This is a genomic window from Streptomyces sp. GSL17-111 (genome assembly GCF_037911585.1).
Lineage (GTDB): Bacteria > Actinomycetota > Actinomycetes > Streptomycetales > Streptomycetaceae > Streptomyces.
Genome location: NZ_JBAJNS010000001.1, coordinates 1,903,881 through 1,926,330 on the forward strand (window position 1 = coordinate 1,903,881; position 22,450 = coordinate 1,926,330).

The window sequence follows — 22,450 nt, forward strand, 5'->3', positions numbered from 1 at the left end:
ACGACGTTACCCGACCGGAGGGTTGCCTCCCCGGTGACGCGGAGGGCGCCGGGGCCGGCGACCGCCGTGGCAGCCGCTCCGGACCGGACACGCGCGATGCCCCTCCCGGCGGGGGAGGGGCATCGCGGAGCTTCAGGGGCGCGGGAGGCTCAGTACCAGTGGTTGGCCTGCCAGAACTCCCAGGCGCCACAGGGGCTGCCGTAGCGCTCGTTCATGTAGTTGAGGCCCCACTTGATCTGCGTGGCCGGGTTGGTGCGCCAGTCGGCACCCGCCGAGGACATCTTGGTGGCGGGCAGCGCCTGGACGAGGCCGTAGGCACCCGAGGAGGGGTTCTCGGCCTGGTAGTTCCAGGTGCTCTCCCGCTGCACGATGTTGGAGAAGCACTGGTACTGGCCGCCGCCGACGATCTGCTTCGCCATGGCCTGCACCTCGGCGACGGTGTAGGAGGACTGCTGGGGGAAGGAGCCCGCGTCCGGACGCTCGGCGCTGCGGCTGGCGACCTGCTTGGCCGCTTCCTCCTTCTCGCGCTTCTCGGCGGCGGCCGCGGCCTCCTCCTTGGCCCGCTGCTCCTCCTCGGCCTTCTTCTTGGCCTGGGCGTTCTTGGCAGCGGCCTTGCGCGCGCTCTCCTCCGCCGACTTCTTCGCGGCGGCGTTGGCGGCGTCGGACTGCAGGTCTGCCTGCTGCGTCAGGGAGGCGGTCTGCACCTGGGTGTTGCCGTTGACGGGCAGGTCGGCGAGCAGCGTCGCGTCGGACGCGGCGAGCTCGACCGGCTCGGCCGCACCCTGCTGATTCCCGGAGGCCACACCGACGACGGCGCCGACGGTGGTGACCGCGGTGGCGGATGCCACGGCGAATCCCCGGACCGAGATCCGAGCAGTCACACAGTTTCCTTCCACAGTTACCCGCGGCGGTGACCCCGCGGGCGCAATCGTGCCCCTGGCACTGACCTCCGTCCGTACATGTTCGTACATGGCCACAGGAGGTACGGGCCCGGACGGAGTCTCCCTGGGGAGCCCGCGTGGTGCTTCGGGCGGCATACGGCGTTGATGGCTGTTGAGTTGTGTGGTGCTGCACCCGGGGGTGCGGGAGGCCGTATGCGGGGCCTGACAGGAACCACACCCTGCCGGAAGGGCGGGGGCGAAGGCAATTCCGGATGACGTGGCAAAGCTCACATCCCGTTTGCCTCAGGGGTTTTGCGGAAAAGCGAGCGTAGCCGAGCCCGGCCCGGCTACGCTGCTCCGCCCTGTGACGGCGTGTCATCCCCTTGGTGTGGATTCTCTCCTTTTGCTCCCCTTCCGCGGAGTTGGAACGGTTGTGACCCGTTTTCAGACCGCTGCACCCGTGGGTCGCAAAGCGGTCAGATCCGATCGTCCTCCAGCATTTCGGTCACCAATGCCGCGATCGGCGACCGTTCGGAACGCGTCAACGTGACGTGCGCGAAGAGCGGATGGCCCTTGAGCTTCTCGACGACCGCGACGACGCCGTCGTAGCGGCCCACTCTGAGGTTGTCCCGCTGGGCGACGTCGTGGGTCAGGACGACGCGCGAGCCCTGCCCGATGCGGGAGAGCACCGTCAGCAGGACGTTGCGCTCCAACGACTGGGCCTCGTCCACGATGACGAACGCGTCGTGCAGCGAGCGGCCCCGGATGTGGGTGAGCGGCAGGACCTCCAGCATCCCCCGGGCCACGATCTCCTCGATCACCTCGCGCGTGGTGACCGCCGACAGCGTGTCGAAGACGGCCTGCGCCCACGGGTTCATCTTCTCGTCGGCCGTGCCCGGCAGATAGCCGAGGTCCTGGCCGCCGACCGCGTACAGCGGCCGGAAGACCATGACCTTGCGGTGCTGCCGGCGCTCCAGGACCGCCTCCAACCCCGCGCACAGTGCCAGGGCCGACTTGCCGGTACCGGCCCGGCCGCCCATCGAGACGATGCCCACCTCCGGGTCGAGCAGCAGGTCGAGCGCGACGCGCTGCTCCGCGGACCGGCCGTGGACGCCGAACGCCTCCCGGTCGCCGCGCACGAGCCGGACCCGGCCGTCGGCCGTGACCCGCCCGAGGGCGCTGCCCTTCTCCGAGTGCAGGACGAGGCCGGTGTGCACGGGCAGCCCGGCGGCCTGCGGCACGGAGACGGTGTCGGCGCCGTCCGGCGCGAACAGCTCGTCGACCGCCTCCCCCGGGAGCGTCACCTCGCTCATGCCCGTCCAGCCGGAGTCGGTGATGGCCAGCTCCGCGCGGTACTCCTCGGCCAGCAGCCCGACCGAGGACGCCTTGATGCGCAGCGGCAGGTCCTTGGAGACGACGGTGACGTCGAACCCCTCGGCCTGGAGGTTGCGGGCCACGGCGAGGATGCGGGAGTCGTTGTCCCCCAGGCGGAATCCGGCGGGCAGTATGCCCGGGTCCGAGTGGTTCAGCTCCACCCGGAGGGTTCCGCCCAGCTCACCGATCGGGATCGGCGCGTCCAGGCGCCCGTACCGGACCCGGTACCCGTCCAGCCTGCGCAGGGCCTGCCGGGCGAAGTAGCCCAGTTCGGGGTGGTGGCGCTTGGCCTCCAGCTCCGTGACCACGACGACGGGCAGCACGACCTCGTGCTCGTCGAATCGGGCCATGGCCGCCGGGTCGGCGAGCAGGACGCTGGTGTCGATGACATAGGTGCGCCGGTCGTTCTCGCGGCGCTTCTTGCTGGTCACCACGGATGGACGAACCCCCTCGGACGAGGATGGTGCGCGGCACCGCCGATGGCGGGTCGCTGCGGAACAGGCCGGGCCGCCCGCCGCCGACGGGCCGGACACCGGCCCTCCGCGTCCTCCGCACGCTGCGTGCGTCGTCCGTGGCTAGCAAAGGGCCTCCCGGGGGCCGGCGCCCTCCAGCGGGCGTCGACCTGCCTGGGGTATTCCCTTTCCGCACCCCGCGCATGCCTTGGCATATGCGGTCGCTCGGGCGAACTCCCCGGCACCCGCGGATGAACGGGCCCCATCCCCGTTGCGGTCGGGGCCCGGCGGCGCCCGTCGACGTCCGCACGCGGCGGAGCGTCGACCGTCCGGGGTACCGCCGGGAGAGTGGCGTCAGCCGCCGTAGCGCCGGTGGCGGGCGGCGTAGTCGCGCAGGGCCCGCAGGAAGTCGACCTTGCGGAAGGCCGGCCAGAAGACGTCGCAGAAGTGGTACTCGGAGTGGGCGCTCTGCCAGAGCATGAAGCCCGACAGCCGCTGCTCCCCGCTGGTGCGGATCACCAGGTCCGGGTCGGGCTGGCCGCGCGTGTAGAGGTGTTCGGCGATGTCGTCGATGGTGACCGTGTCGGCCAGCTCGGCCAGCGTCTCACCGCGCGCGGCCCGGTCCGCCAGCAGCGACCGGACGGCGTCGGCGATCTCCTGCCGGCCGCCGTAGCCGACGGCGACGTTGACGATGATCCCCGTGTTCCCCGAGGTGGCGGCGGCCGCCTCCTTGAGCACGCGCTGGGTGTGGTCGGGCAACAGGTCGGGGGTGCCGACGTGGTGGACGCGCCAGCGGCCGTCGGAGGCGAGCCCCCGCACCGTGTCCTCGATGATGCCCAGCAGCGGCGTCAACTCGTTCGGCGGGCGGTCCAGGTTGTCGGTGGACAGCATCCACAGGGTGACGACCTCGACGTCCGTCTCGTCGCACCAGCTCAGCAGCTCGCGGATCTTCTCGGCACCCGCCCGGTGCCCCTCGACCGTCGTCCCGCCGGAGGCCTTGGCCCAGCGCCGGTTGCCGTCGAGGATGACACCGATGTGCTTGGGGACCTGCGCGAGATCGAGATGCCCCTCCACCCGGCGGGAGTAGAGGCGGACCACCAGATCGCGCAGCTTCTCCTTCATACGATCCGTCGCCCCTTCCACTGCCCTCGTCGCACGCCGAGGGAAGCCTACTGCCCATCAGACCTTCCGCTTGCCACAGGAGTGTCACAGCCTCTGTGCGCTCCCGGACGCCCTGTGGCCCGATCGTCGGGCGTGATAGTGAGTAAGGATGACCAGCACGAGCGATGCAGAGCACTACCGCGCCGCGGACGCCCGCTACGACACGATGGAGTATCGCCGCAGCGGCCGCAGCGGACTGAAGCTGCCCGCCGTCTCCCTCGGCCTGTGGCACAACTTCGGCGACGACCGCGCGCTCACCACCCAGCGGGCCATCCTGCGCCGCGCCTTCGACCTGGGCGTCACCCACTTCGACCTGGCCAACAACTACGGCCCGCCGCCCGGCTCCGCCGAACTCAACTTCGGCAAGCTCTTCGCCCAGGACTTCCGCCCCTACCGCGACGAGCTGGTCGTCTCCACCAAGGCGGGCTACCTGATGCACCCCGGCCCGTACGGCGAATGGGGCTCGCGCAAGTACCTGCTGTCCTCGCTGGACGCCTCGCTGCGCCGGACCGGCCTCGACTACGTCGACATCTTCTACTCGCACCGCTACGACCCCGACACGCCCCTGGAGGAGACGATGGGCGCCCTCGCGTCCGCCGTCCAGCAGGGCAAGGCCCTCTACGTCGGGCTGTCCTCCTACAACTCCGCACGCACCCGGGAAGCCGTGGCCCTGCTGCGCGGGATGGGCGTGCGCCCGCTCATCCACCAGCCGTCCTACTCGATGATCAACCGCTGGACGGAGGAGGACGGGCTGCTCGACACCCTGGAGGAGGCGGGAATGGGCTGCATCGCCTTCGCCCCGCTCGCCCAGGGCCTCCTCACCGACAAGTACCTCCGCGGCATCCCCGAGGGTTCCCGGGCGAGCCGCGGCGCGTCGCTCGACCCGGCGCTCCTGACGGACGAGGTCGTGAAGCGGCTGCACGCGCTGGACGGCATCGCCCGGCGCCGTGGCCAGAGCCTGGCCCAGCTCGCCCTCACCTGGGTGCTGCGCGACGCCCGGACGACCTCGGCGCTGATCGGCGCGAGCAGTGTGGCCCAGCTGGAGGCGAACGTCGGCGCACTCACCGGCGCGCCGCTCAGCGCGGAGGAGCTGGCGGAGATCGACACCTACGCCGTCTCGGAGCCCGGCACGAACATCTGGGCCCAGAGCAGCGACGGCTGACCGGAAAAGAAAGCGGGCCGGTCCGTGGGGGGGATACGGACCGGCCCGAGGGGGGGATTCCACCATAGCCCCTTCCCGGGGGTGATCCGTGCACCCTTGCCGTTTTTCATGCCGCGAGCCCGCCGAGGGCCACCCCCGCCAGCGTGCCGACGACCATGAAGGGGCCGAACGGCAACGGCGTCCGGCGCCCCGCCCGGCGGGCCAGGACCAAGGCCGTCCCATAGGCCGCACCCAGGGCGAACGCCGCGAACGTCCCGAGCAGGAGCACCTGCGGGCCGTACCACCCAAGAGCGATCCCACAGGTGATCGCGAGCTTGACGTCACCGAAGCCCATGCCCCTCGAATGTATGAGGAAAAGCACAAAGTAGCCCACGCCCGACGCCGCTCCGCCGAGCAGCGCCCCGGTCCAGCTCCCGGCGGCGGCGGGGACGAGGGCGGCCAGGCCGAGGAGGGCCCCGGCGGCTCCGGCGAGCGGCAGCGTCAGGACGTCCGGCAGCCGGTGCACGGCCACGTCCACCACGGCGAGCAGGACGAGCACAGGCGCCAGCAGCAGCCAGACGAGGAGCTCGGGCCGGGCACCGACGGCACCGGCCAGCCCCGCGCACACCGCCGCCGTCAGGACGGCGAGCGGACCGGCCGCCGGCCCGTACCGCGCTCCCCCGCAGGGACGGCACCGCCCCGGCCCCGGCCGTCCGGTCACGGGGTGCCCGCGCGGGCACCGGTCCCGCCACGGCTCCCCCGCCGGCACGGCGAGCCGGTGGACGGGACGCACGAGCAGGCAGCCGGCCACGGCACCGAACGCGGCGGCGGCGAGCACGAGGAGAAGTTCGGCCACCCGCCGAGCCTACGGACGTCCCGGCGCTAGCCTGACCACTCGTGAGGAGATCGCGCATGACGGACGGCCCGGCGCTGCTCCGCGTCGGGGAGGTCGCCGTGCCGCTGGAGGTCGCGGCGTCCGTCCGGGCCCGGACCCGGGGGCTGCTCGGCCGCGACGGCGTGGACGGCGCCCTGCTGCTGACTCCGGCCGGAGGCGTCCACACCTTCCGCATGCGCTTCGCCATCGACGTCGCCTATCTGACCCGGGACCTGCGGGTGCTGTCCGTGCGCACGATGCCGCCCGGGCGGCTCGGGCTGCCCCGGCCGCGCGCCCGGCACGTGCTGGAGGCGACGGCCGGCGCGATGGCCGCATGGGGCCTCGTGACCGGCGTCACGGTCACGGTGGAACCACCGCCGGTCCGCGACTAACCTCGATCGGGTGATCGATACGGAACGCCTCCACCTGCGTCCGCTGACCGTCGAGGACGTCGACCGGATCGTGGAGATGCAGTCCGACCCGGAGGTCGGCCGCTACCTCCCCGCCCTCGACCCCGAGCGGCTGCGCGCACGTGCGGAGCACTTCGCCGCGCAGTGGGCCGAGCGCGGCTACGGGCTGTTCGCCGTGGAGCTGAGGGGGAGCGGGGAGTTCGTCGGGCGGGTGGGGCTCATCGACTGGCCGCAGTTCGACGAGGTCGAGGTCGGCTGGACGCTCCGGCGGGACGCCTGGGGCCACGGGTACGCGACGGAGGCCGCCCGGGCCTGCGTCGACTTCGGCTTCGCCACGTGCGCCAAGCCCTACCTCACCTGCAACATCCACCCCGACAACGCGCCGTCGTTCCGCGTCGCCGAGCGCCTCGGCTTCCGCCGGTTCCGCGAGGACACGCTGCTGGGGATGCCGGTCGTCGTGAACCGCCTGGACCGTCCCACGGCCGAGTGACGGCGGCCCGTACGGCCGCCGTCAACCCGCGGTGCTCCCCGACGCGGGCGGTGGCGGTCAGACCAGCTCGGCCCGGAGCGTGATGTTCTTGACGGCCGCGAGGGCCTGGCTGACCGGGCAGTTCTGCTTCGCGTCCTCCGCAGCGGCCCGGAAGTCCTCCTCCGAGAGGCCGGGCACCCGGGCCCGGACACTCAGCACGATGCCGGTGATGCCCTCGCCCGGCTGGAACGTGACGTCCGCCTGCGTGTCCAGCGACTCCACGGTGTGGCCCTGGCGGGTGAGCGCGCCGGAGAGGGCCATCGGGTAGCAGGCCGAGTGGGCGGCGGCGATCAGCTCCTCGGGGCTGGTCATGCCGCTGGGCTCCTCGGCGCGGGCCGGCCAGGACACGTCGAACGTGCCCAGCCCCGAGGAGGCCAGCTCGACCTGACCCCTGCCCTCCAGCAGGCTGCCTTCCCAGTGCGTCTTCGCGGTGCGCGTGGTGGCCATGGTGCGGTGTTCCCTTCAGGCGATTCGTCGCGTGGGGGCGCCGCCCGCCACGCGTGAACCCGGCGGCCGCCGAGCCCACGCCTGACGGTACGTCAGCGGACCTCGCCGCTCAGGCAGGCGACGGCTGCGGTTCCGGCCCGGGCGCCGGCGGCTCCGGGGTCGGCCCCGGCGCGGGCGTGGGCTGCGGCGGCGTGGGCGCCGGCGGTTCCGGCGGCACCGGCACCGGCCCCGGCAGCGGCCCGGGCACCGGGCCGGGGTCGGGACCGCCGGGGCCGGGGTCGGGGGTGGGAGCGGGAGGCGCAGGGTCAGGGTGGGTGGGAGTAGCGCCGCCGGGGTGGGTGGGGCGGTGCGGGCTGGTCACGGGTGTCACGCATACCTCCAGTCGCCCGGCGTGTCCGCCGGGCCTCGGGGTGGGCCTCCCCCTCGGGTGCCCGGCCACCGTCCCGTCACTCCTCGGGCGCCGACGTCCCGCCCCGCTCACTGCGCCGGGCCGGCCTCAGCCCCGGCGCCAGGAGTCGTCCGGCAGGTGGGAGCCCGCCTGGGGCCCCATGCGGAGCATGCCGCCGTCGACGGCCCAGGAGGCACCGGTGACGTATCCGGCGTCGGGACCGACGAGGAAGGCGATGACCGCCGCGACCTCCCGGGCGTCACCCGGACGCCCCAACGGCACTCCGGGGCGCGGATGCCGCTCGACGTCCTCGTCCTCCTTGCCGGTCATGGGCGTGGCGATCTCCCCCGGTGCGACGGCGTTGACGTTGATGCCGCTCTCGGCCAACTCCAACGCCATGACCTGGGTGAGCAGACCGAGGCCGCCCTTCGCCGCGCAGTAGGGCGCGGCACCCACGCGGGGCTGGTGCTCGTGCACACTGGTGACGTTGACGATCCGGCCGCCGTCACCCTGGTCGATCATCCGGCGCGCGGCGCGCTGCGAGCAGAGGAACGGACCGACGAGGTCGACGTCGATCACCGTGCGGATCAGGTCGTGGCCCAGCTCGAGGAAGGGCACGGACGAACCCGTACCCGCGTTGTTGACCAGGGCGTCGACACGGCCGAGGCGATCGGCGAGCACGTCGATGGCCGAGGCGGCGTCGGGCAGCGTGGAGAGGTCCATGTGCTCGACCTCCGCCCGGCGGCCGAGGGCCCGGACCTCTGCGGCCGTCCGCTCGGCACCCTCCGCGTCGCTGTGCCACGTGATGCCGACGTCCATGCCCGCCTCCGCCAGCCGGACGGCGGTCGCCCGGCCGATACCGGAGTCGGCCCCGGTGACGACGGCGACGCGATGCTGATCCGGGTGGTGGTCCATACGTGCTCCTCCTCGGGTTCCTCTACCTCCCCGTGGGTGCCCCGAACGGGCCATCCGATGCGCGCGGATCGGAGTACGGCAGCGCGAAGGCCCCGACGCCGCCACCGAGGATCGTCGGCGGCACCGGGGCCCCTCCCGCCCGTCACCGGCCCAGTGCGTCCTTCAGCTCGGCCTTGCTCATCGACGAACGCCCCTTGACGTCACGCCGCTTGGCCTCGTCGTAGAGCTGCTCCTTCGTCTTCTCCGCGCCACCCGGGCGCGAGCGCTGCCCGCCGCTGCGGCCGGACGGCGCCGAGGCACCGCGCGTCTCACCGGACTTGGCCTTCTGCTTGTTCACCGTGCGGGCGGCGATCTCCTCCGCCCGCTGGGCGCTGCGCCCGCCGCGCTGCTTCTCGCTCTGCTTGACGTGCTCGTACTGCCGTTCGCGCTTGGATGACTTCGCCACCGTGGTCTTCCTTCGGGTCGTGTCGCCGAACCGGTCCCGACCGATGAACAGAACCGGGCATACGAGCACAAAATATCCCTGCATTCCTTGGCCCGCACGGCGACGAGGGCGACCCAGCGGCAAACCACCCGGCGCACTCGGCATATTCGCAGAGCAAAATCACCCAGAAGACCGCTTCATACCTGCCAGAGTGGCTAGAATACGCGGTTCTTTTTCCCTTGCCGTCGCGTGCGCAAACGCCCTAACTTCGTAAGTCATCAGTGCAGGAAAATGAACGTTCAACCGGGGTGGGGACATGAACGCATACGAGAAGCAGGGTTCGGGTGACGCAGCGGGGTTAGCTCGCGCCCAGGAGGCGGCCAGCCGCTTCGCGGCCTACCTCCGCGAAGGCCCGCCCGACGGCGCCGAACAGTCACCGCCGCAACTCCTGGCCGGGGACTGGCCGATGCCCGCGGGCACCCGCTCCGTCTACGCCATCGGGCAGGCCCTCGTCCTGCGCGGCGCCTTCACCCAGGCCGACTCCTTCGCGCTCAAACGGGCCTTCCCCGGTCAGCTGGTCACGCTCGACGAGGGCGAGGGGCCGGAACGCGGCACGGCCACCCTGGTCGTCTGGCCGCCCGACCTCAGCGGCTCCACCGGCCCGGACCCCCGACCCACCGACGGGCACCGCCCCACCGCGTGAACGCGACCGTGACACCACCGGGGTGCACGGCGACCAACCTCGGGCATAACCTGACAGACCACGCCGGACCACCTCTCAGGGGTGACGATGCACGCGATCCGCACCCGTCACGTCGTGCTCGCGTCAGCCGTCTGCGCTCTCGCCCTCGGCGGCTGCGCCGCGCCAGGACCGTCCGTGGCGGCTGCCACCTCCGGTGACGCCTCGGGCGACTCGGCCAAGCGAGTGGTGGCGTGGCAGTCCGCGAACGTCCAGACCGCCCGGTCCGTGGCCGCCCAGGCGCAGACGCTGCGCGCGTCCGCCCCCACAGCGCCGGACCGGACGGACCGGGCCCCGGCGTCACCCGCCCCCAACACCGGGGTGTGCACGACGATGCCGGCCGACCGTCCACACTGCACGATGCCGCCCGGCGCCCGCATCACCCCTGACGGCGGGGATCTCGACGGAGACGGCATCTTCGAGGAGCACGAGCCCTTCGGCCCCGGGCACAAAGACCCGCGCGCGTACGACGGCGGCCGAAGCAGCGGCGAGACGCAGTGCGCGTGGCTCCGCAGCCAGGGCCACGCCTGCTGACGCGCCGCACCCCCGCTACCGGTCGGCGGAATCGGCTACCGGGCCACGGTTCACGGGCCACCGCTACGACCTGAGCCGGTCCGTCACGGGGGAGAAGTGGACGAACCGGCTCAGAGTGACGAGCGTACTACGCTCAGCTCACTCGTCACGCGGGAACGAGACCTCCACCCGCCGGTTCTTCGTACGACCCTCTTCCGTCGCGTTCGACGCGACCGGGTAATCCTCGCTGTAGCCACGGATGTTGAAAGTGATCCCCGCGTTGTCGAGATGCGTGACCAGCTCCCGGTGCACGGCTTCGGCCCGCTCCTGCGAGAGCTTCACCCCGTGGGAGTAGGAACCGAGGTTGTCCGTGAACCCGTAGACGTTCACCTCGGTCGAGCCCTGCTCGTCGATCTCGTCCGCGATGTCCTTGATACGGGAACTCGCCTGGCCGTTCAACTCAGCGCTGTCCTTGCCGAAGAGGACCTCGGCCTGCAGCGTGAACGTCGTCTTCTCGTTGGAGTCCGCGCGACGCTCTTCGCCGCTCTCGTCCTCGACCACCTGCACGATGTCGATGACCCGCGACTCCGCCAACGTCGCCCCGTCGCGCATGAGGAGTTGCGGAGACTTGGAGTCGATCTTGACAGGAGCTTGATGGCTGGCCGGTCCGTCCGGCGAGTCGGCGACTGCCGGAATCGGCGCCGCGCTGACCGTCAGGACCGTGAAAGTCAAAGTCGGCAACAGCACACCTTGACGCCAATGCACCATCTCAATCACCCTTCGGCGAGGTCGACGATCGCCGGCGACATAGAGGGAACGTTCAACTCAACGGTCGTCACACTGGCCGGTGGCGCAGGAAACTGGGCAAAAATCGGGCTGCTTCCTCCAGAAGCGACACGGATCCCGGTACTGCACAGACACTGCCCGTCAGTGTCCCGAAGAACCATGTAACGCTTCTTTCCCTCTTTGTCGACCAGACTCGCACCCGAGATGGAAGATTTCGACCTTATGGCGTTCTCCTGCGACCTCCATTCAGCCGCAGAAAAGGATACGCTGCCCTCATTCTTGGCCGTACCATGTACGGTGACGAAGCCGTCGGCGTCACGAACAACGGAATGAACAGTCAGAGTCACCCCGTTCGCCCCTTTCAGCTCCGCCAGAACCTTCCCGGTGTCCACTTCGGCAGAACTATTCTGAACTTGAGTTTCCTGCTCAGAACTTGACTTCTGCCCTTCATTCTCCTCAGGCTTACCGTCACCTCCGCCGCAAGCAGTCAACGCCAATGAACTAGCAACCAATACAGCAAGAAGGGCAGACCTCACACTCATCCTGCTACCCCGCAGAGAAGACACTGACGACATCCTTAACTCACAGCGGTTCATTCGATAAGCCGAATCGAGAAAAGCAAGTCCAAGTCGGGGAGAGAGACATCTTCCCCCGGTTCAACGGAGAACTCACCCTCTTCGCAAATCAACTCTAATCTTTCCTCATCTTCACCATTCGAGCCATCGAAGTCTGAAGATGGCACACAGAGGGGCTCGACAACAGCTTTCGCTGCGGCAGTTGCATACACCCCAGAGGTACCGGGCACCGCCGTCTCACCGACGGACTCCAGCGCTCGCACTCTGACTTCTACGCGAATTGAATCCGACGACAGAAAACTACAACTCAAAGCTTCCGCATTGTTCTCTCCGGCAAAATATTCGGCTTGACGACACGGATCGTCAACCAAAACACTGCGCCCGAGTAGAACTTCTTCGAGTTCTGAGTAATCTGTAGACTCGAGCAGCCGAGCCGCGAACTGCTGGCGTACGTCGTACGCCACAGCTAAGGCGGCTGCATCGGCTGATCCTTGAGTCTCACTACGACTTGCCGCCGATTGCCCAACCGCGAAATAGGCAAGCGCAAGAAAGAGCAGGCCAGCCACTGCTGTTATGTATATGGGGAAGCTTTGCCCCTCTTCACTCTTACTCTGCCTCAGCCCGCTCCGGTAACCTTGTCGATCTGGGCATTGATCGCATTGACGATCGCGGTGCCGAAGTCCGTCGTGAGGAGGACGACGATGATGGCGGCTACTACGGCGAGGATGCCGAGGTATTCGATGGCCGTTTGGCCGCGGTCGTCGAGGCGGGGCTTGAAGGGGGGCATGGGGTTCTCCCTCTCCGGGGTCGGGCACGGGGGCGGGGGGTCGGACGGTGGAGTGGGACGGAGGCGGGGCAGGGCCCAGACCGTCGCGGGGGGCGGCACGTGAAGGGTCCGGCATGGGACGCGGCCTCCTCGCGGTTGCGTCGGTCGTGGCTGGCACTCGCTCCAGAGAGTGACTCTGCCACAACGGGTTGCGCACGCGAAGGGGTTGGGGTGAATTGTGTAGGAATTCATGAGGAGTCGGGGCCACGTCACTCACCGGTGATCCGGCTGAACTCGGTCTCGGTGCCGAGGAAGAGGCCGGCGACGAGGAGGATCAGGGTCGCGGGGACCATGACGGTGGTGATGACGAGGGTCGCCTTCGGCACGGCACGTGCGGCGCGGCGGCGCGCGTTCTGGGCGTCCGTGCGGCGCATGTCGGCGGCGATGGCGATGAGGGTGTCGACGATGGGCGCGCCGAGGTCCTCGCCCTGCTGGAGGGCGGTGACGAACATGGCGACCTGTTCGGAGTCGTTGCGTCGCCGGAGGTCCTCGAAGGCCTGGCGGCGGCTGACGCCCATGTCCATCTGACGCAGGGTGATGCGCAGTTCGTCGGCCCAGGGGCCCTCGTAGCGGTCGGCGACGCGGTCGAGCGCCTGGCGGAAGCCGAGACCGGCGGAGACCACGACGGCGAGGACGTCGAGGAAGTCCGGGAGCGTGCGCTCGATCTCGGCCCGGCGGATGCGGATGGAGGCGGCGATGCCGACCTCGACCCAGAACAGGGCGAAGGCGGCCATGAGCGCGGCCAGGAGCCATTGGCCCCGGGTGAGCATGGCGAAGGCGCCGAGGGCGCCGAGGGCGCCGTAGACGGCGCGGCGGGCGGCGTAGCGGTCGAGGGTGAGGCCGCCGGGGTTGCCGGCGAGGTCGATGCGGCGGCGGACGGCGTCGACGCGGCGGGGACCCATCAGGCGCAGGACGAGCGGGGCCCAGCGCATGCCGAGGCGGTCGAGGGCGGAGCCGACGGGCGTGGTGCGGGTGGAGCCGACCTCGAGGGCGAGGGCGAGGTCGGCGGGGAGTCGGGCGTCGGCGCGGTAGAGGCGGACGCCGTAGGCGAGGCCGACGAGGGAGAGGGCGGCGAGTGCGGCGAGGAGGAGGGTCACGGCGGGCCTCAGACGTCGATCCGGGACATGCGGCGGATCACGAGGAACCCGGCCGCGTAGAGGGAGAAGGCGACGACGACGGCCGCCTGGCCGACGAACGTGCCGGTCATGCGGTCGAGGACGCCCGAACCGGCGCGGTCCATCATCAGCAGGACGGTGAGGCCGATGAGGGGGACGGCGTAGGCGGTCATCATCACCTGGGAGAGCTGTGTCTTGACCTCGCGCCGGGTCTCCTTGCGCTGTTCGAGGGTGTCCGTGAGGTTGCGCAGGGAGCCGACGACCTGGCCGCCGGCGCGGTTGGAGAGGACGAGGGTGGTGACGAGCACGACGAGTTCGCGGGACGGGAGGCGGGTGGCGAGTTCCCCGAGCGCGTCGTCGATGGAGTGGCCGACGCCGAGGGCGTGGGAGACCTTGGTGAGTTCCTCGCCCGCGGGGGCGTCCATCTCCTCGGCGGCCATGGTGATGGCGGTGCGCAGGGCCAGTCCGGCCTGGGTGCCGTTGGCGAGGAGCCGGGCGAGTTCGGGGAGCTGGTTGATGAACTTCTCGATGCGTTTCTGGCGTTGCCAGGTGAGGAAGGTGTGCGCGGCGACGAGGCCGAGGAGGGCCGCGAGCGGGCCGAAGAACGGGGACAGCAGGGACTGCGCGAGCAGCCACAGGGCGAGGACGGCGCCGGTGACGTAGGCGGTGAACTCGCCGGGGGTCAGGTCGAGTCCGGTGGCGGTGAGCCGGTGGTCGAGGCGGCGGCCGAAGGCGGTGCGGCGCAGTCGGTGGTCGAGGGCGGCGAAGCGGCGGTCGGCGCCGGGTGGGGCGGGGGTGTGGCTGAGGCGGTCGATGAGGGCCTGACGCTGGGCGCGGCCCGCCGCGTACGTCCGCAGCCCGAGGGCGGCGAGGACGCAGGTGAGCAGGGTCGCGCCGAGGGTGAGGAGGATCAGCTGGTCGAGTGTCACGGCGGGGTCCTCAGCGGGCGGCGCGGGTGGCGAGTTCGAGTTCGGTGTCGCCGACGCCGAAGGTGGGCGGGAGGGCTTCGCCGCTGAGGTAGAGGCGTTCGGCGACGCGGCGCGGGACGGGGTGGTGCTGGAAGTGGCCGCGCACGACGCCGTCGGGTGCCACGGGTCGCGGGTGGAAGCGGGCGACGGTGACGAGGCGGTAGTCCTCGCGGCCGGCGGAGTCGAGGATGGCGATCTCGGTGACGCGGCGGGAGCCGTCGGCGTGCCGGGTGAGCTGGACGAGGACGTCGACGGCGCTGTTGATCTGGTCGCGGAGCGCCTCGAAGGGGATCTTGACCTCCGACATGGAGGCGAGCGTCTGGAGGCGCATCAGCGCGTCCTCGGCGCTGTTGGCGTGGACGGTGGCGAGGGAGCCGTCGTGGCCGGTGGACATGGCCTGGAGCATGTCGAGGGTCTCGCCGCCGCGCACCTCGCCGACGATGATGCGGTCCGGGCGCATGCGCAGGGAGTTGCGCACGAGGTCGCGGATGGTGATCTGGCCCTTGCCCTCGACGTTGGCCGGGCGGGCTTCGAGGGAGATGACGTGCTGCTGCTGGAGTTGGAGTTCGGCGGCGTCCTCGACGGTGATGACGCGTTCGCCGTCGGGGATGAGCCCGGAGAGGGCGTTGAGGAGGGTCGTCTTCCCGGAGCCGGTGGCGCCGGAGACGATGACGTTGAACTTCGCCCGGACGAGGGAGGCGAGGAAGACGGTCATGGGCTCGTCGAGCGTGCCGAGGCCGATGAGTTCGTGGAGGGTGTAGGAGCGGGGGAAGCGCCGGATGGTCAGCGTCGGGCCGGTGAGGGCGAGGGGCGGGATGATGACGTTGACGCGTTCCCCCGAGGGGAGGCGGGCGTCGACCATGGGGTTGGACTCGTCGACGCGCCGGTTGACGGTGGAGACGATGCGCTCGATGGTCTGCATGAGCTGGTCGCCGGAGGCGAAGCGCATCGGGAGGCGTTCGACGCGCCCGGCCCGTTCGACGTAGACGTGGTCGGGGCCGTTGACCATGATCTCGGTGATCGACGGGTCCTCGAGGAGGGGTTCGAGGATGCCGAGGCCCAGGGCCTCGTCGACGACGCGGCGGATGAGCAGGGCGCGTTCGGCGGTGGAGAGGACCGGGCCCTCGCGGCTGATGATGTGGCCGAGGACGCGTTCCAGGCGCGTGCGGCGTTCGGCGGCGCCGAGCGACGACATCTCGGCGAGGTCGATCTCCTCGAGCAGCTTCGCGCGGAAGGTGCCGACGAGGTGGCTCTCCTCGGGCCGGTCGGTGGTCGCCGCGTGGTCGGGGGACGCGGCGATGCGGGCCTTGAGGCTCACGGTGGGCTCTCCTTCCGGCTGCGGTCAGTCGCGGACGCGGGGCATGGTGGCCGACTTCCGTGCGCTGCCGAAGTCGACGAACGGGATGACGGAGGGGATGTTGACGGTGGCGGTGACCGTGACCTCGCCGGGGGCGCGGGTCTCCGCGAAGGACGCGCCGTCGGCCAGCCAGCCGCTCAGCGCGCTCTGTCCGGCTCCGGCGGCGGCCCGGTCGTCGTCCTGCGAGACGTAGCGGGCGGCGGTGCGGGCGGCGGTGCCGGCCTGTTGGGCGGTGTACGCGGCGATGCCGAGCTGCACGCTGGCGAGGGCGATCAGGAGCAGCAGCGGCAGGAAGCCGAGGTACTCGATGGCGGCCTGCCCGGCGTCCCGCTCGCGGACGCGGACGCGGACGCGGACGGGCCCGGGCGCGGGTACGGGGCCGCGTCGCCGACGGGGCTGCGGGGGGCGCCTCATCGCGGGGCCTCCGAGACGTGGGCGGCCTCGCCGGTGACGTCGAAGGGGAAGGCGACACTGCCGGGGAAGAGGACAGGCACCCGGAGCGTGACGGTGGCGTGGACGAGGCCGCCTGCGGTGCCGCAGTCGACGGAGGCGGCCGAGCTCCAGGCGCCGGGGAGGTCCGCGGTGGCCGCGGCGGCGCAGTCGTCGTCGACGGCTCCGGCGCGGGCGGCTTCGTCGGCGGCGTTCCCGGCGAGGGTGAAGGTGTAGCCGACGAGGACGAACTGCCACAGCAGCACGAGGGTGAGGAGGATCAACGGCACCATGCCGAGGAACTCCACGGTCACCTGGCCGCCGTCGCGCGGCTCGCCGCCCGCCGCCGGGCCGGGCACGGCTCAGCCCTCCCCCGCCGGGCCGCGACGGCGCCGGCGTGTGGTGAGGGTGCCGCGCGCGCCGTAGGGCACCAGGCCCTTGCCGGTGGGCGGTGCGCTGCCGGGGGCCTGCGCGGGGACGAGCGCGGCGCGGGTGCCGCCGGGCCGGTCGCCGTCGGCGCGCCGCTCGCCGCCGACGAGGCCGGCCTCGCCCGCGAGGGCCCACAGCGCCTGCCGGACGGCGCCCTTGCTGTCGAGTTCGTGCATGCGGGAGGAGTCCAGGCAGCCCTGGAGCTCCTTGAACGCGGCGGGGACGGTGGTGCGGGCGACGCGGGTGCCGGTGATCCGGGCGATGAGCGGGGGCTGGATCTCCGTGCTCCGGGTGTGCCGGTTGACGACGGTGAGGGTGTCCTCGGCCTTGCGGATCTGGAGGCGGTCCCACAGCCGCACCTGGCGTTTGACGCCGCGCACGGCGACGACGTCGGGGGTGGTCACGAGCAGGGCGGTGTCGGCGTTCTCGACGGCGGCGGCGCCGGCGGCGTCGAGGTGGGCCCCGCAGTCGACGACGACGGCGTCGTAGCGGGCGCGCAGTGCGGTGAGGAGTTGCCGGGCGGCGGTCTCGGTGACCTCTTCGGCGCGTTCGCCCTCCGCTGGGGCGAGGAGCAGGGCGAGGCCGCTCTCGTGGGCGAAGACGGCGTCCTGCAGGACGCGGGGCGTGAGGTCGCTGATGCCCGCGAGGTCGGCGACGGAGCGGCGGAACTGGACGTCGAGGAAGGAGGCGACGTCGCCGGTCTGGAGGTCCAGGTCGACCAGTGCGGTCTCCCGGCCGGACGCCTGCGCGGCCAGGGCGAGTTGCACGGCGGTGAGCGTGGTGCCGACACCGCCCTTGGCGCCGGTGACGGTGACCAGGGTGCCGCCCCGCCCGGCGCCGAACGGGCTCTCGCCGGGGCCGAGGTGGCGGCGGACGCCGGTGGACCAGGCGGCGACGGCCTCGACGCGCGCGGCGAGGTCGTCGTAGCCGATGGGCAGCGGGAGGACGCCGCGTGCGCCGCTGTCCATCGCGGCGGAGTAGACCGCCGGGCTGGCGTCGCCGGTGATGAGGACGGTGCCGACCGCCGGGAAGCGCAGGGCGATCTCACGCACGACCTCCAGGGCGGGTCGCGGTCCGATGCGTTCGTGGACGAGGACGACCTCCGGCAGTCCGGCGACGGACTCCGAGCCGAGGGCGGCCAGCAGGTCGAGGAGCGAGGTGGAGTTGCCGATGGGCGGCTGGGGTTCGGCGCCGGGGAGCCGGCCGAGCAGCCCGGTGAGGGCGTGGGCGAGGTCGGCGTCGCCCACGGCCGGGAGGATGCGGGTGGCCATCGGGTGCATGGGGGGCCTCACTTGTCCTCGCCGAGCGTGTAGGTGCGCTCGTCCTGCGGGACGCCGCCGGCGTCGCCGGGGGCGACGAGGGCGAGCCGGACGTGGGTGGCGAAGGACTCGGCGTAGGCGATGCGCTGGGCGCCTCGGGTGTCGAGGGCGAAGGTGATGGGGACGGCGTCGGACGTGCCGCGTGACCGGCCGCTGTCGGCGTCCCCGGTGTCCTCGATGCTGGTGAGCTCGCCGACGTCGATGACGCGGGCGGACTCGACGATGAGCTGGGAGACGTCGGCCGCGTCGCCCTCGCCCCGGAAGGTGGCGTAGACGTTGACGCGGGCGCCGGGGGTGATCTTCCCGGCGACACCGGTCGCGGAGTCGATCATGATGGCGATCTCCTGCTGTCCGGCCTCCAGGGCGGGCCGGTCGGCGATCATGTCGCGTTGCAGGAGGGAGCCGGGCTTGAGGGGGTTCAGGGCGATCTTGCCCCGGATGGCGTCGAGGTCGGTCACGGCGGTGTCGGGGAGCCAGCGCTCCGGCATGCTGACCTCCTTGAACTGCTCGGCCCGCAGCTCCTCGTAGGGTTCGACGTCCTCCTTCACCTCGTACGCGCTCACCTCCGGGCCGACCTTGGACTCCACGTCGTTGACGACCGCGAGGACGCCACCGAACGCGACGAGGGCGCCGAGTACGGACAGGAGCATCAGGAGGATGCCGCGGCGCTGGCGGGAGTTCATATCGGGGCGCTACCTCTGCTGCGTGCGGGCGTCGGGGGGCGGGACGGGGTTGCGGCCGGTCTGCGTGCGGGGTGCGCCCGCAGGGGCCGCCGGGTTCGCGGTCATGTCGGTCCGTACGGCGGTCCGTGCGGTGGTCCGTAGGGGACGACGTCCGGTGCGGGGCCGGGCGCCGGGCCCTGGTCGTGCTGTATCACCGGGCCGGGGCCGGCGTCCTCGTACGGGTCCAGCGCGGGCCGGTACGCCGTCGGCGCCCGGCGGGCGGGCTGGGGGCCGGGCCGGTGCCCGGGGTCGGGGGGCGGCAGCGGCGCGGAGCAGAAGACGCAGCGGTCCCCGATGAGTTCCAGCCCGCACCAGTGGCACCGGGCGCGCTGCACGGAGGTGATGAGCTGGTAGAGGACCGAGATGTCGGGGATGGCGGCGGCGAACTCGACGAGCTTGCCCGTCCCCCACCACTGCGGCGAGTCACCGGGGAGCGCGGCCTGTTCGACGCCGGTGACCTGCCACTGCGCGGCGAGCGTGGTGCCCGGCCAGGTGGAGCCCAGCTGGCCGGCGGCGGTCGTCAACCGGGTTACGTAGTCGGGGCCCTTCAGGGCCCTCGCGCCGGAGCCGAGCCGGACGAGCTGCGGTTCGGGCGCGGTGACGACGGCGAACTGGCTGCCCGGCACCCAGGACCTGGCGTGGGTGGTGAGCGGGACCGGGACGCGGTCGAGCCGCGCGACGGAGCCGAGCACGGCACCGGCGTGGACGTAGTGCGCGAGCAGCCGGACGGCGGCGCCGAGGACGCCGGGCCCGAGGTCGGTGGTGGAGAGCTGACGCAGCTGCCGGACGAGCACGGCGAGCGCGAGCGGGGGCAGTTCGGACTCGACGAGCGCGATCCGATCGCTCTCCAGGACCGAACGGACAGTGTGCAGGCGCCGCTTGACGGCGACGGGCACGGAGGCGGGGTAGAGGGCGATGAGGAATCCGTGCCGCTCCAGCAACTGCCGGGTGTCGATGACGGCGGCGTCCAGGGTGCGTTCGCCGGGCGGGGCCAGGACGACGGCGCCGGGCGTCTGCCGGTCCGGTGGTGCGAGCACCAGCTCGGGGCTGGTCACGGCTATCGCGGTCGTCACATCTGCCTGCCCGTCGTCGGTCGCGTCGCGCACGGCTCCCCCGGCCGCCGCGGTGCGGGCGGGATGGCCGTTCCTCACCATATGTGCTTTCCGTGTGCCCCAGTAGCCCTACCAGGGAAGCGTGCGGATCTGTTCGACGCACAGGACGACGAACAGGAGGGCGGCGAGGACGAGCATGGTGTTGCTGAGCGGCCCGCTGCGCCACTTCGCGGGCATGTCACGCCGGTTGAGGAGGACGAGGAGCGTCCCGGCGAGGAACGGGAGGAACAGGGCGCCCAGCACGCCGTAGCCGATGATCAGCGCGAACGGCCGGTCGAGGAAGAGCAGCGTGATCGGCGGGAACGTCAGCCACAGCAGGTAGAAGCGGAAGGCGGGCGAACCTTCCCGGGCTCCGGAGGCGACCTCCCGGGCGCCGTCCGCCGTGCCCTCACCCGGGCCCGCCGTGCCGACGCCGCCGAGGCGCGCGGCCCGGTGCGGCAGGTGGGCGACGTAGTCGGAGAACAGCAGGCTGACGCCGTGCCACACGCCGACCAGCGAGGAGAAGGACGTCGCGAAGAAGCCGACGAGGAACAGCTTGGCGGTGAACGGGTCGAAGCGGCGCTCCAGTTCGTCGCCGACGTCCAGCAGGCCCCGGCTGTTGTCCAGGGTGGCCTGGGTGGCGTGCAGCAGTTCGGCCCCGACGATGATCATGGCGACGGTGAAGACCGCGGTGGTGACGTAGGCGGTGGCGTTGTCCAGCCGCATCATGCGCATCCACCCGGGGCCGTTCCAGCCCTTGGCGTTGACCCAGTACCCGTACGCGGCCATGGTGATCGTGCCGCCGACGCCGCCGACGACGCCGAGGGTGTACACGACGGAGCCGTCGGGAACGGTGGGCCACAGCCCGGCGAACGCGGCGCCCGCGTCGGGCACCACGCGCACGGCGAGCACGAGCACGACGACGAACATGGTGCCGATGAGGACGGTCAGCATGCGCTCGACGGCCCGGTAGCGGTTGCACCAGACGAAGGCCAGCCCGAGGAGCGCCGTGCCGACGCCCCAGACCTTGAGGTCGGCGACGCCGGGGAAGAGGGCGGCCAGCGGCAGTGCGCTGGCGGACATCGCCGTCGCCCCGTAGACGAAGCCCCACAGCAGGGCGTAGAAGCCGAAGTAGGGGAGCGTCCAGGAGCCGAGGGAGCGCCAGCCGTCGAAGAGGGTGCGCCCGGTGGCCAGGTGCCAGCGGGCCGCGCCCTCGGCGAACGCGATGCGGATGACGCAGCCCACGACGACCGCCCACAGCAGCGTGTACCCGAAGCGGCCGCCGACCACGAGCGTGGCCACCAGGTCACCGGCGCCGATGCCGGTGGCGGCGACGACGAGCCCGGGCCCGACGGAGCGCCACCGCACCCGCCGCGCGGTCGTCTCGCCCTCGGGGGACGGCGTCGGGGCGGGCTGGTGGGTCGCGTCCTGCACGGGCACCTCCGCGTGTGGTCCCGGTCACCGGTGGGGCCGGTGCGCCGATTGTCACGCCGTGGTGACGCAGCGGCAAGAGGCCCCACCGGGGCGGCGGGACGCGTGCGTCAGCCGGACGCGTGCGTCAGCCGGATCCGGCGCCGGTGACGGTGAACGTCGCCAGGGCGGTGCGGTGGACGTCGGCCACCGCCGTCGCGTCCGCCTCGGGGCCGTAGGTCAACAGGCAGTACAGGCGCCCGTCGTCGGCGGTGAACCGCTCGTCGACGACGAGCCGGGAGCCGAAGTCCGCGTTCTCGTAGGTGTAGGCGTGCAGCACGCTGTCGGCCCGGGACGGGGTGAAGAGACCGGAGCCGTCCGGTGCGTAGTCCGGCAGCCTCACCGCCTCGGCCCGGGCCAGCTCCATGGACTCGGCCGACGTGCTCTCCTCGAGCGGGAAGATCTGGAGGAGCGTGCTCTCGTCGGGCACGCCGACGAACGTGCTCACACCGCTCTCCCACGCCGTCCAGTCGGCCGGCGCCGCCACCGTGTAGGGGTCGCTCTCGACGAGGGCGAAACCGTCCGGTAGGACGCCCGGTTCGGCGGACGGGCCGGACGGCGAGGCGGACGGCGAGTAGGACGGAGACGGGTACGGCCCGGCGGTGCCGGACGGCGGCGCCGGGGTGGGACCGCCGTCCGGTCCGGCCGCGGGGTCGACGGCGGTGGAGCCGGTCGGCGACGCGGCGGACGGTGCGTCGGGCCCGCCGTCGCCGTCGTCCCCGCTGAGGACGAGCAGCAACGCGCCCCCGCCCGTGAGGAGGACGGCCGTGACGGCGGCGCCGACGAGGAGGGCGGTGCGGTGCGGGCGGCGCGGCGGGCCGACGGGTGCGTCCTCCGGTGTGACGGCGTCCTCGGGCGGGGTCGGGAGCCCGCCCGGCGGGTCGGCGGGGGCCGTGGGCCAGGCCGTCGTCCCGCCGGGCGGAGCGGGCGGAACGCCCGGCCGGTCGGGCGTCGGCGGCGCGCCGGGCGGTGCCGGGGGCACTCCCGGCGGCGGCGCGTGCGGGGGCGGCGCGTGCGGCGGAGGCGGTACGGCGGGCGGTACAACGGGCGGCGCGGCGGTCGGTTCGGCCACCCACTCGGCGCGCTCCTCGTCCCAGTACGTCACGGTGTCACCC

The 22,450-nt window shown here is 72.0% G+C and carries 26 protein-coding genes; 5 read left to right on the plus strand and 21 right to left on the minus strand.

Translation table 11 applies throughout. The annotated features are described in order from the left end of the window. Positions 1–149: 149 nt before the first annotated feature. The 3 genes from V6D49_RS08090 to V6D49_RS08100 form a co-directional block, all read right to left on the minus strand. The gene (locus V6D49_RS08090; protein WP_340558386.1) at positions 150–881 is read right to left on the minus strand and encodes a transglycosylase SLT domain-containing protein; all 732 of its coding nucleotides are present in this window, start codon (positions 879–881) and stop codon (positions 150–152) included. A gap of 476 nt (positions 882–1,357) precedes the next feature. After that, positions 1,358–2,689: a PhoH family protein gene (locus tag V6D49_RS08095; protein ID WP_340558388.1), complete on the minus strand. Its 1,332-nt coding sequence runs from the start codon at positions 2,687–2,689 to the stop codon at positions 1,358–1,360. A gap of 372 nt (positions 2,690–3,061) precedes the next feature. Next, positions 3,062–3,829: an isoprenyl transferase gene (locus V6D49_RS08100; RefSeq protein ID WP_340558389.1), complete on the minus strand. Its 768-nt coding sequence runs from the start codon at positions 3,827–3,829 to the stop codon at positions 3,062–3,064. Between the two features lie 148 nt (positions 3,830–3,977). Between V6D49_RS08100 and mgrA the strand changes: the two genes are divergently transcribed. Next, entirely contained in the window at positions 3,978–5,030 is a 1,053-nt protein-coding gene (gene mgrA, locus V6D49_RS08105; RefSeq protein ID WP_340558391.1) for an L-glyceraldehyde 3-phosphate reductase, read from the plus strand. Positions 5,031–5,136: 106 nt separating this feature from the next. Here the strand turns inward: mgrA and V6D49_RS08110 are convergent, their stop codons facing one another. Then, complete coding sequence (locus V6D49_RS08110) at positions 5,137–5,865, minus strand: A24 family peptidase (protein WP_340558394.1); 729 nt, start codon at positions 5,863–5,865, stop codon at positions 5,137–5,139. Between the two features lie 56 nt (positions 5,866–5,921). Between V6D49_RS08110 and V6D49_RS08115 the strand changes: the two genes are divergently transcribed. Together V6D49_RS08115 and V6D49_RS08120 are read left to right on the plus strand one after the other, a co-directional pair. Beyond that, positions 5,922–6,275: a DUF192 domain-containing protein gene (locus tag V6D49_RS08115; RefSeq protein ID WP_340558396.1), complete on the plus strand. Its 354-nt coding sequence runs from the start codon at positions 5,922–5,924 to the stop codon at positions 6,273–6,275. A 10-nt stretch (positions 6,276–6,285) separates the two neighbouring features. After that, a complete protein-coding gene (locus V6D49_RS08120) occupies positions 6,286–6,783 on the plus strand; it encodes a GNAT family N-acetyltransferase (protein ID WP_340558397.1) in 498 nt (165 codons plus the stop codon). Positions 6,784–6,840: 57 nt separating this feature from the next. Here V6D49_RS08120 and V6D49_RS08125 read toward each other — a convergent pair whose 3' ends face one another. The 3 genes from V6D49_RS08125 to V6D49_RS08135 all read right to left on the minus strand — a co-directional run bounded on the left by V6D49_RS08125 (position 6,841) and on the right by V6D49_RS08135 (position 9,017). Further along, complete coding sequence (locus V6D49_RS08125; protein WP_340558399.1) at positions 6,841–7,269, minus strand: OsmC family protein; 429 nt, start codon at positions 7,267–7,269, stop codon at positions 6,841–6,843. 496 nt (positions 7,270–7,765) lie between these two features. Beyond that, positions 7,766–8,572 (minus strand): SDR family oxidoreductase, encoded by an 807-nt coding sequence (locus V6D49_RS08130; RefSeq protein WP_340558401.1) that lies wholly within the window; start codon positions 8,570–8,572, stop codon positions 7,766–7,768. 142 nt (positions 8,573–8,714) lie between these two features. Next, entirely contained in the window at positions 8,715–9,017 is a 303-nt protein-coding gene (locus V6D49_RS08135) for a plasmid stabilization protein (RefSeq protein ID WP_340558403.1), read from the minus strand. Positions 9,018–9,312: 295 nt separating this feature from the next. On the opposite strand from V6D49_RS08135, the gene V6D49_RS08140 reads away from it, so the two are divergent. Beyond that, positions 9,313–9,699 (plus strand): hypothetical protein, encoded by a 387-nt coding sequence (locus V6D49_RS08140; protein WP_340558405.1) that lies wholly within the window; start codon positions 9,313–9,315, stop codon positions 9,697–9,699. A gap of 87 nt (positions 9,700–9,786) precedes the next feature. After that, the gene (locus V6D49_RS08145) at positions 9,787–10,269 is read left to right on the plus strand and encodes a hypothetical protein (protein WP_340558407.1); all 483 of its coding nucleotides are present in this window, start codon (positions 9,787–9,789) and stop codon (positions 10,267–10,269) included. A 138-nt stretch (positions 10,270–10,407) separates the two neighbouring features. Here the strand turns inward: V6D49_RS08145 and V6D49_RS08150 are convergent, their stop codons facing one another. From V6D49_RS08150 to V6D49_RS08215, 14 genes are all read right to left on the minus strand, one after another. Then, entirely contained in the window at positions 10,408–11,016 is a 609-nt protein-coding gene (locus tag V6D49_RS08150; protein WP_340558409.1) for an OmpA family protein, read from the minus strand. A gap of 5 nt (positions 11,017–11,021) precedes the next feature. Next, positions 11,022–11,600 (minus strand): hypothetical protein, encoded by a 579-nt coding sequence (locus tag V6D49_RS08155; RefSeq protein WP_340558411.1) that lies wholly within the window; start codon positions 11,598–11,600, stop codon positions 11,022–11,024. A gap of 26 nt (positions 11,601–11,626) precedes the next feature. Next, positions 11,627–12,175: a hypothetical protein gene (locus V6D49_RS08160; protein WP_340558413.1), complete on the minus strand. Its 549-nt coding sequence runs from the start codon at positions 12,173–12,175 to the stop codon at positions 11,627–11,629. Positions 12,176–12,225: 50 nt separating this feature from the next. After that, a complete protein-coding gene (locus tag V6D49_RS08165; RefSeq protein WP_340558415.1) occupies positions 12,226–12,396 on the minus strand; it encodes a Flp family type IVb pilin in 171 nt (56 codons plus the stop codon). A gap of 248 nt (positions 12,397–12,644) precedes the next feature. Next, complete coding sequence (locus tag V6D49_RS08170) at positions 12,645–13,532, minus strand: DUF5936 domain-containing protein (protein ID WP_340558417.1); 888 nt, start codon at positions 13,530–13,532, stop codon at positions 12,645–12,647. A gap of 8 nt (positions 13,533–13,540) precedes the next feature. Further along, positions 13,541–14,479 (minus strand): type II secretion system F family protein, encoded by a 939-nt coding sequence (locus tag V6D49_RS08175; RefSeq protein ID WP_340558418.1) that lies wholly within the window; start codon positions 14,477–14,479, stop codon positions 13,541–13,543. Between the two features lie 10 nt (positions 14,480–14,489). Further along, a complete protein-coding gene (locus V6D49_RS08180) occupies positions 14,490–15,836 on the minus strand; it encodes a CpaF family protein (protein WP_340558420.1) in 1,347 nt (448 codons plus the stop codon). Positions 15,837–15,860: 24 nt separating this feature from the next. Then, the gene (locus V6D49_RS08185) at positions 15,861–16,289 is read right to left on the minus strand and encodes a TadE/TadG family type IV pilus assembly protein (RefSeq protein WP_340558422.1); all 429 of its coding nucleotides are present in this window, start codon (positions 16,287–16,289) and stop codon (positions 15,861–15,863) included. Then, entirely contained in the window at positions 16,286–16,663 is a 378-nt protein-coding gene (locus V6D49_RS08190; protein ID WP_340558424.1) for a TadE/TadG family type IV pilus assembly protein, read from the minus strand. The genes V6D49_RS08185 and V6D49_RS08190 overlap by 4 nt, the downstream gene beginning before the upstream one ends. Positions 16,664–16,666: 3 nt before the next feature. Beyond that, positions 16,667–18,004 (minus strand): AAA family ATPase, encoded by a 1,338-nt coding sequence (locus tag V6D49_RS08195; RefSeq protein ID WP_340558426.1) that lies wholly within the window; start codon positions 18,002–18,004, stop codon positions 16,667–16,669. A gap of 17 nt (positions 18,005–18,021) precedes the next feature. Next, complete coding sequence (gene cpaB / locus V6D49_RS08200; RefSeq protein ID WP_340558428.1) at positions 18,022–18,735, minus strand: Flp pilus assembly protein CpaB; 714 nt, start codon at positions 18,733–18,735, stop codon at positions 18,022–18,024. A gap of 101 nt (positions 18,736–18,836) precedes the next feature. Continuing rightward, positions 18,837–19,928 (minus strand): hypothetical protein, encoded by a 1,092-nt coding sequence (locus tag V6D49_RS08205; protein WP_445330486.1) that lies wholly within the window; start codon positions 19,926–19,928, stop codon positions 18,837–18,839. Positions 19,929–19,955: 27 nt separating this feature from the next. Further along, the gene (locus tag V6D49_RS08210) at positions 19,956–21,299 is read right to left on the minus strand and encodes an Nramp family divalent metal transporter (protein WP_340558430.1); all 1,344 of its coding nucleotides are present in this window, start codon (positions 21,297–21,299) and stop codon (positions 19,956–19,958) included. 124 nt (positions 21,300–21,423) lie between these two features. Continuing rightward, entirely contained in the window at positions 21,424–22,440 is a 1,017-nt protein-coding gene (locus V6D49_RS08215) for a hypothetical protein (RefSeq protein WP_340558432.1), read from the minus strand. Positions 22,441–22,450: the final 10 nt, after the last annotated feature.

What these genes read in the sequence shown, in the direction of transcription:
- V6D49_RS08100 (WP_340558389.1), bottom strand. Translation starts at nt 3,829, where the DNA reads ATGAAGGAGAAGCTGCGCGATCTGGTGGTCCGCCTCTACTCCCGCCGG.
- mgrA (WP_340558391.1), top strand. Translation starts at nt 3,978, where the DNA reads ATGACCAGCACGAGCGATGCAGAGCACTACCGCGCCGCGGACGCCCGC.
- V6D49_RS08115 (WP_340558396.1), top strand. Translation starts at nt 5,922, where the DNA reads ATGACGGACGGCCCGGCGCTGCTCCGCGTCGGGGAGGTCGCCGTGCCG.
- V6D49_RS08125 (WP_340558399.1), bottom strand. Translation starts at nt 7,269, where the DNA reads ATGGCCACCACGCGCACCGCGAAGACGCACTGGGAAGGCAGCCTGCTG.
- V6D49_RS08130 (WP_340558401.1), bottom strand. Translation starts at nt 8,572, where the DNA reads ATGGACCACCACCCGGATCAGCATCGCGTCGCCGTCGTCACCGGGGCC.
- V6D49_RS08140 (WP_340558405.1), top strand. Translation starts at nt 9,313, where the DNA reads ATGAACGCATACGAGAAGCAGGGTTCGGGTGACGCAGCGGGGTTAGCT.
- V6D49_RS08145 (WP_340558407.1), top strand. Translation starts at nt 9,787, where the DNA reads ATGCACGCGATCCGCACCCGTCACGTCGTGCTCGCGTCAGCCGTCTGC.
- V6D49_RS08150 (WP_340558409.1), bottom strand. Translation starts at nt 11,016, where the DNA reads ATGGTGCATTGGCGTCAAGGTGTGCTGTTGCCGACTTTGACTTTCACG.
- V6D49_RS08165 (WP_340558415.1), bottom strand. Translation starts at nt 12,396, where the DNA reads ATGCCCCCCTTCAAGCCCCGCCTCGACGACCGCGGCCAAACGGCCATC.
- V6D49_RS08185 (WP_340558422.1), bottom strand. Translation starts at nt 16,289, where the DNA reads ATGAGGCGCCCCCCGCAGCCCCGTCGGCGACGCGGCCCCGTACCCGCG.
- V6D49_RS08195 (WP_340558426.1), bottom strand. Translation starts at nt 18,004, where the DNA reads ATGGCCACCCGCATCCTCCCGGCCGTGGGCGACGCCGACCTCGCCCAC.
- cpaB (WP_340558428.1), bottom strand. Translation starts at nt 18,735, where the DNA reads ATGAACTCCCGCCAGCGCCGCGGCATCCTCCTGATGCTCCTGTCCGTA.
- V6D49_RS08205 (WP_445330486.1), bottom strand. Translation starts at nt 19,928, where the DNA reads ATGGTGAGGAACGGCCATCCCGCCCGCACCGCGGCGGCCGGGGGAGCC.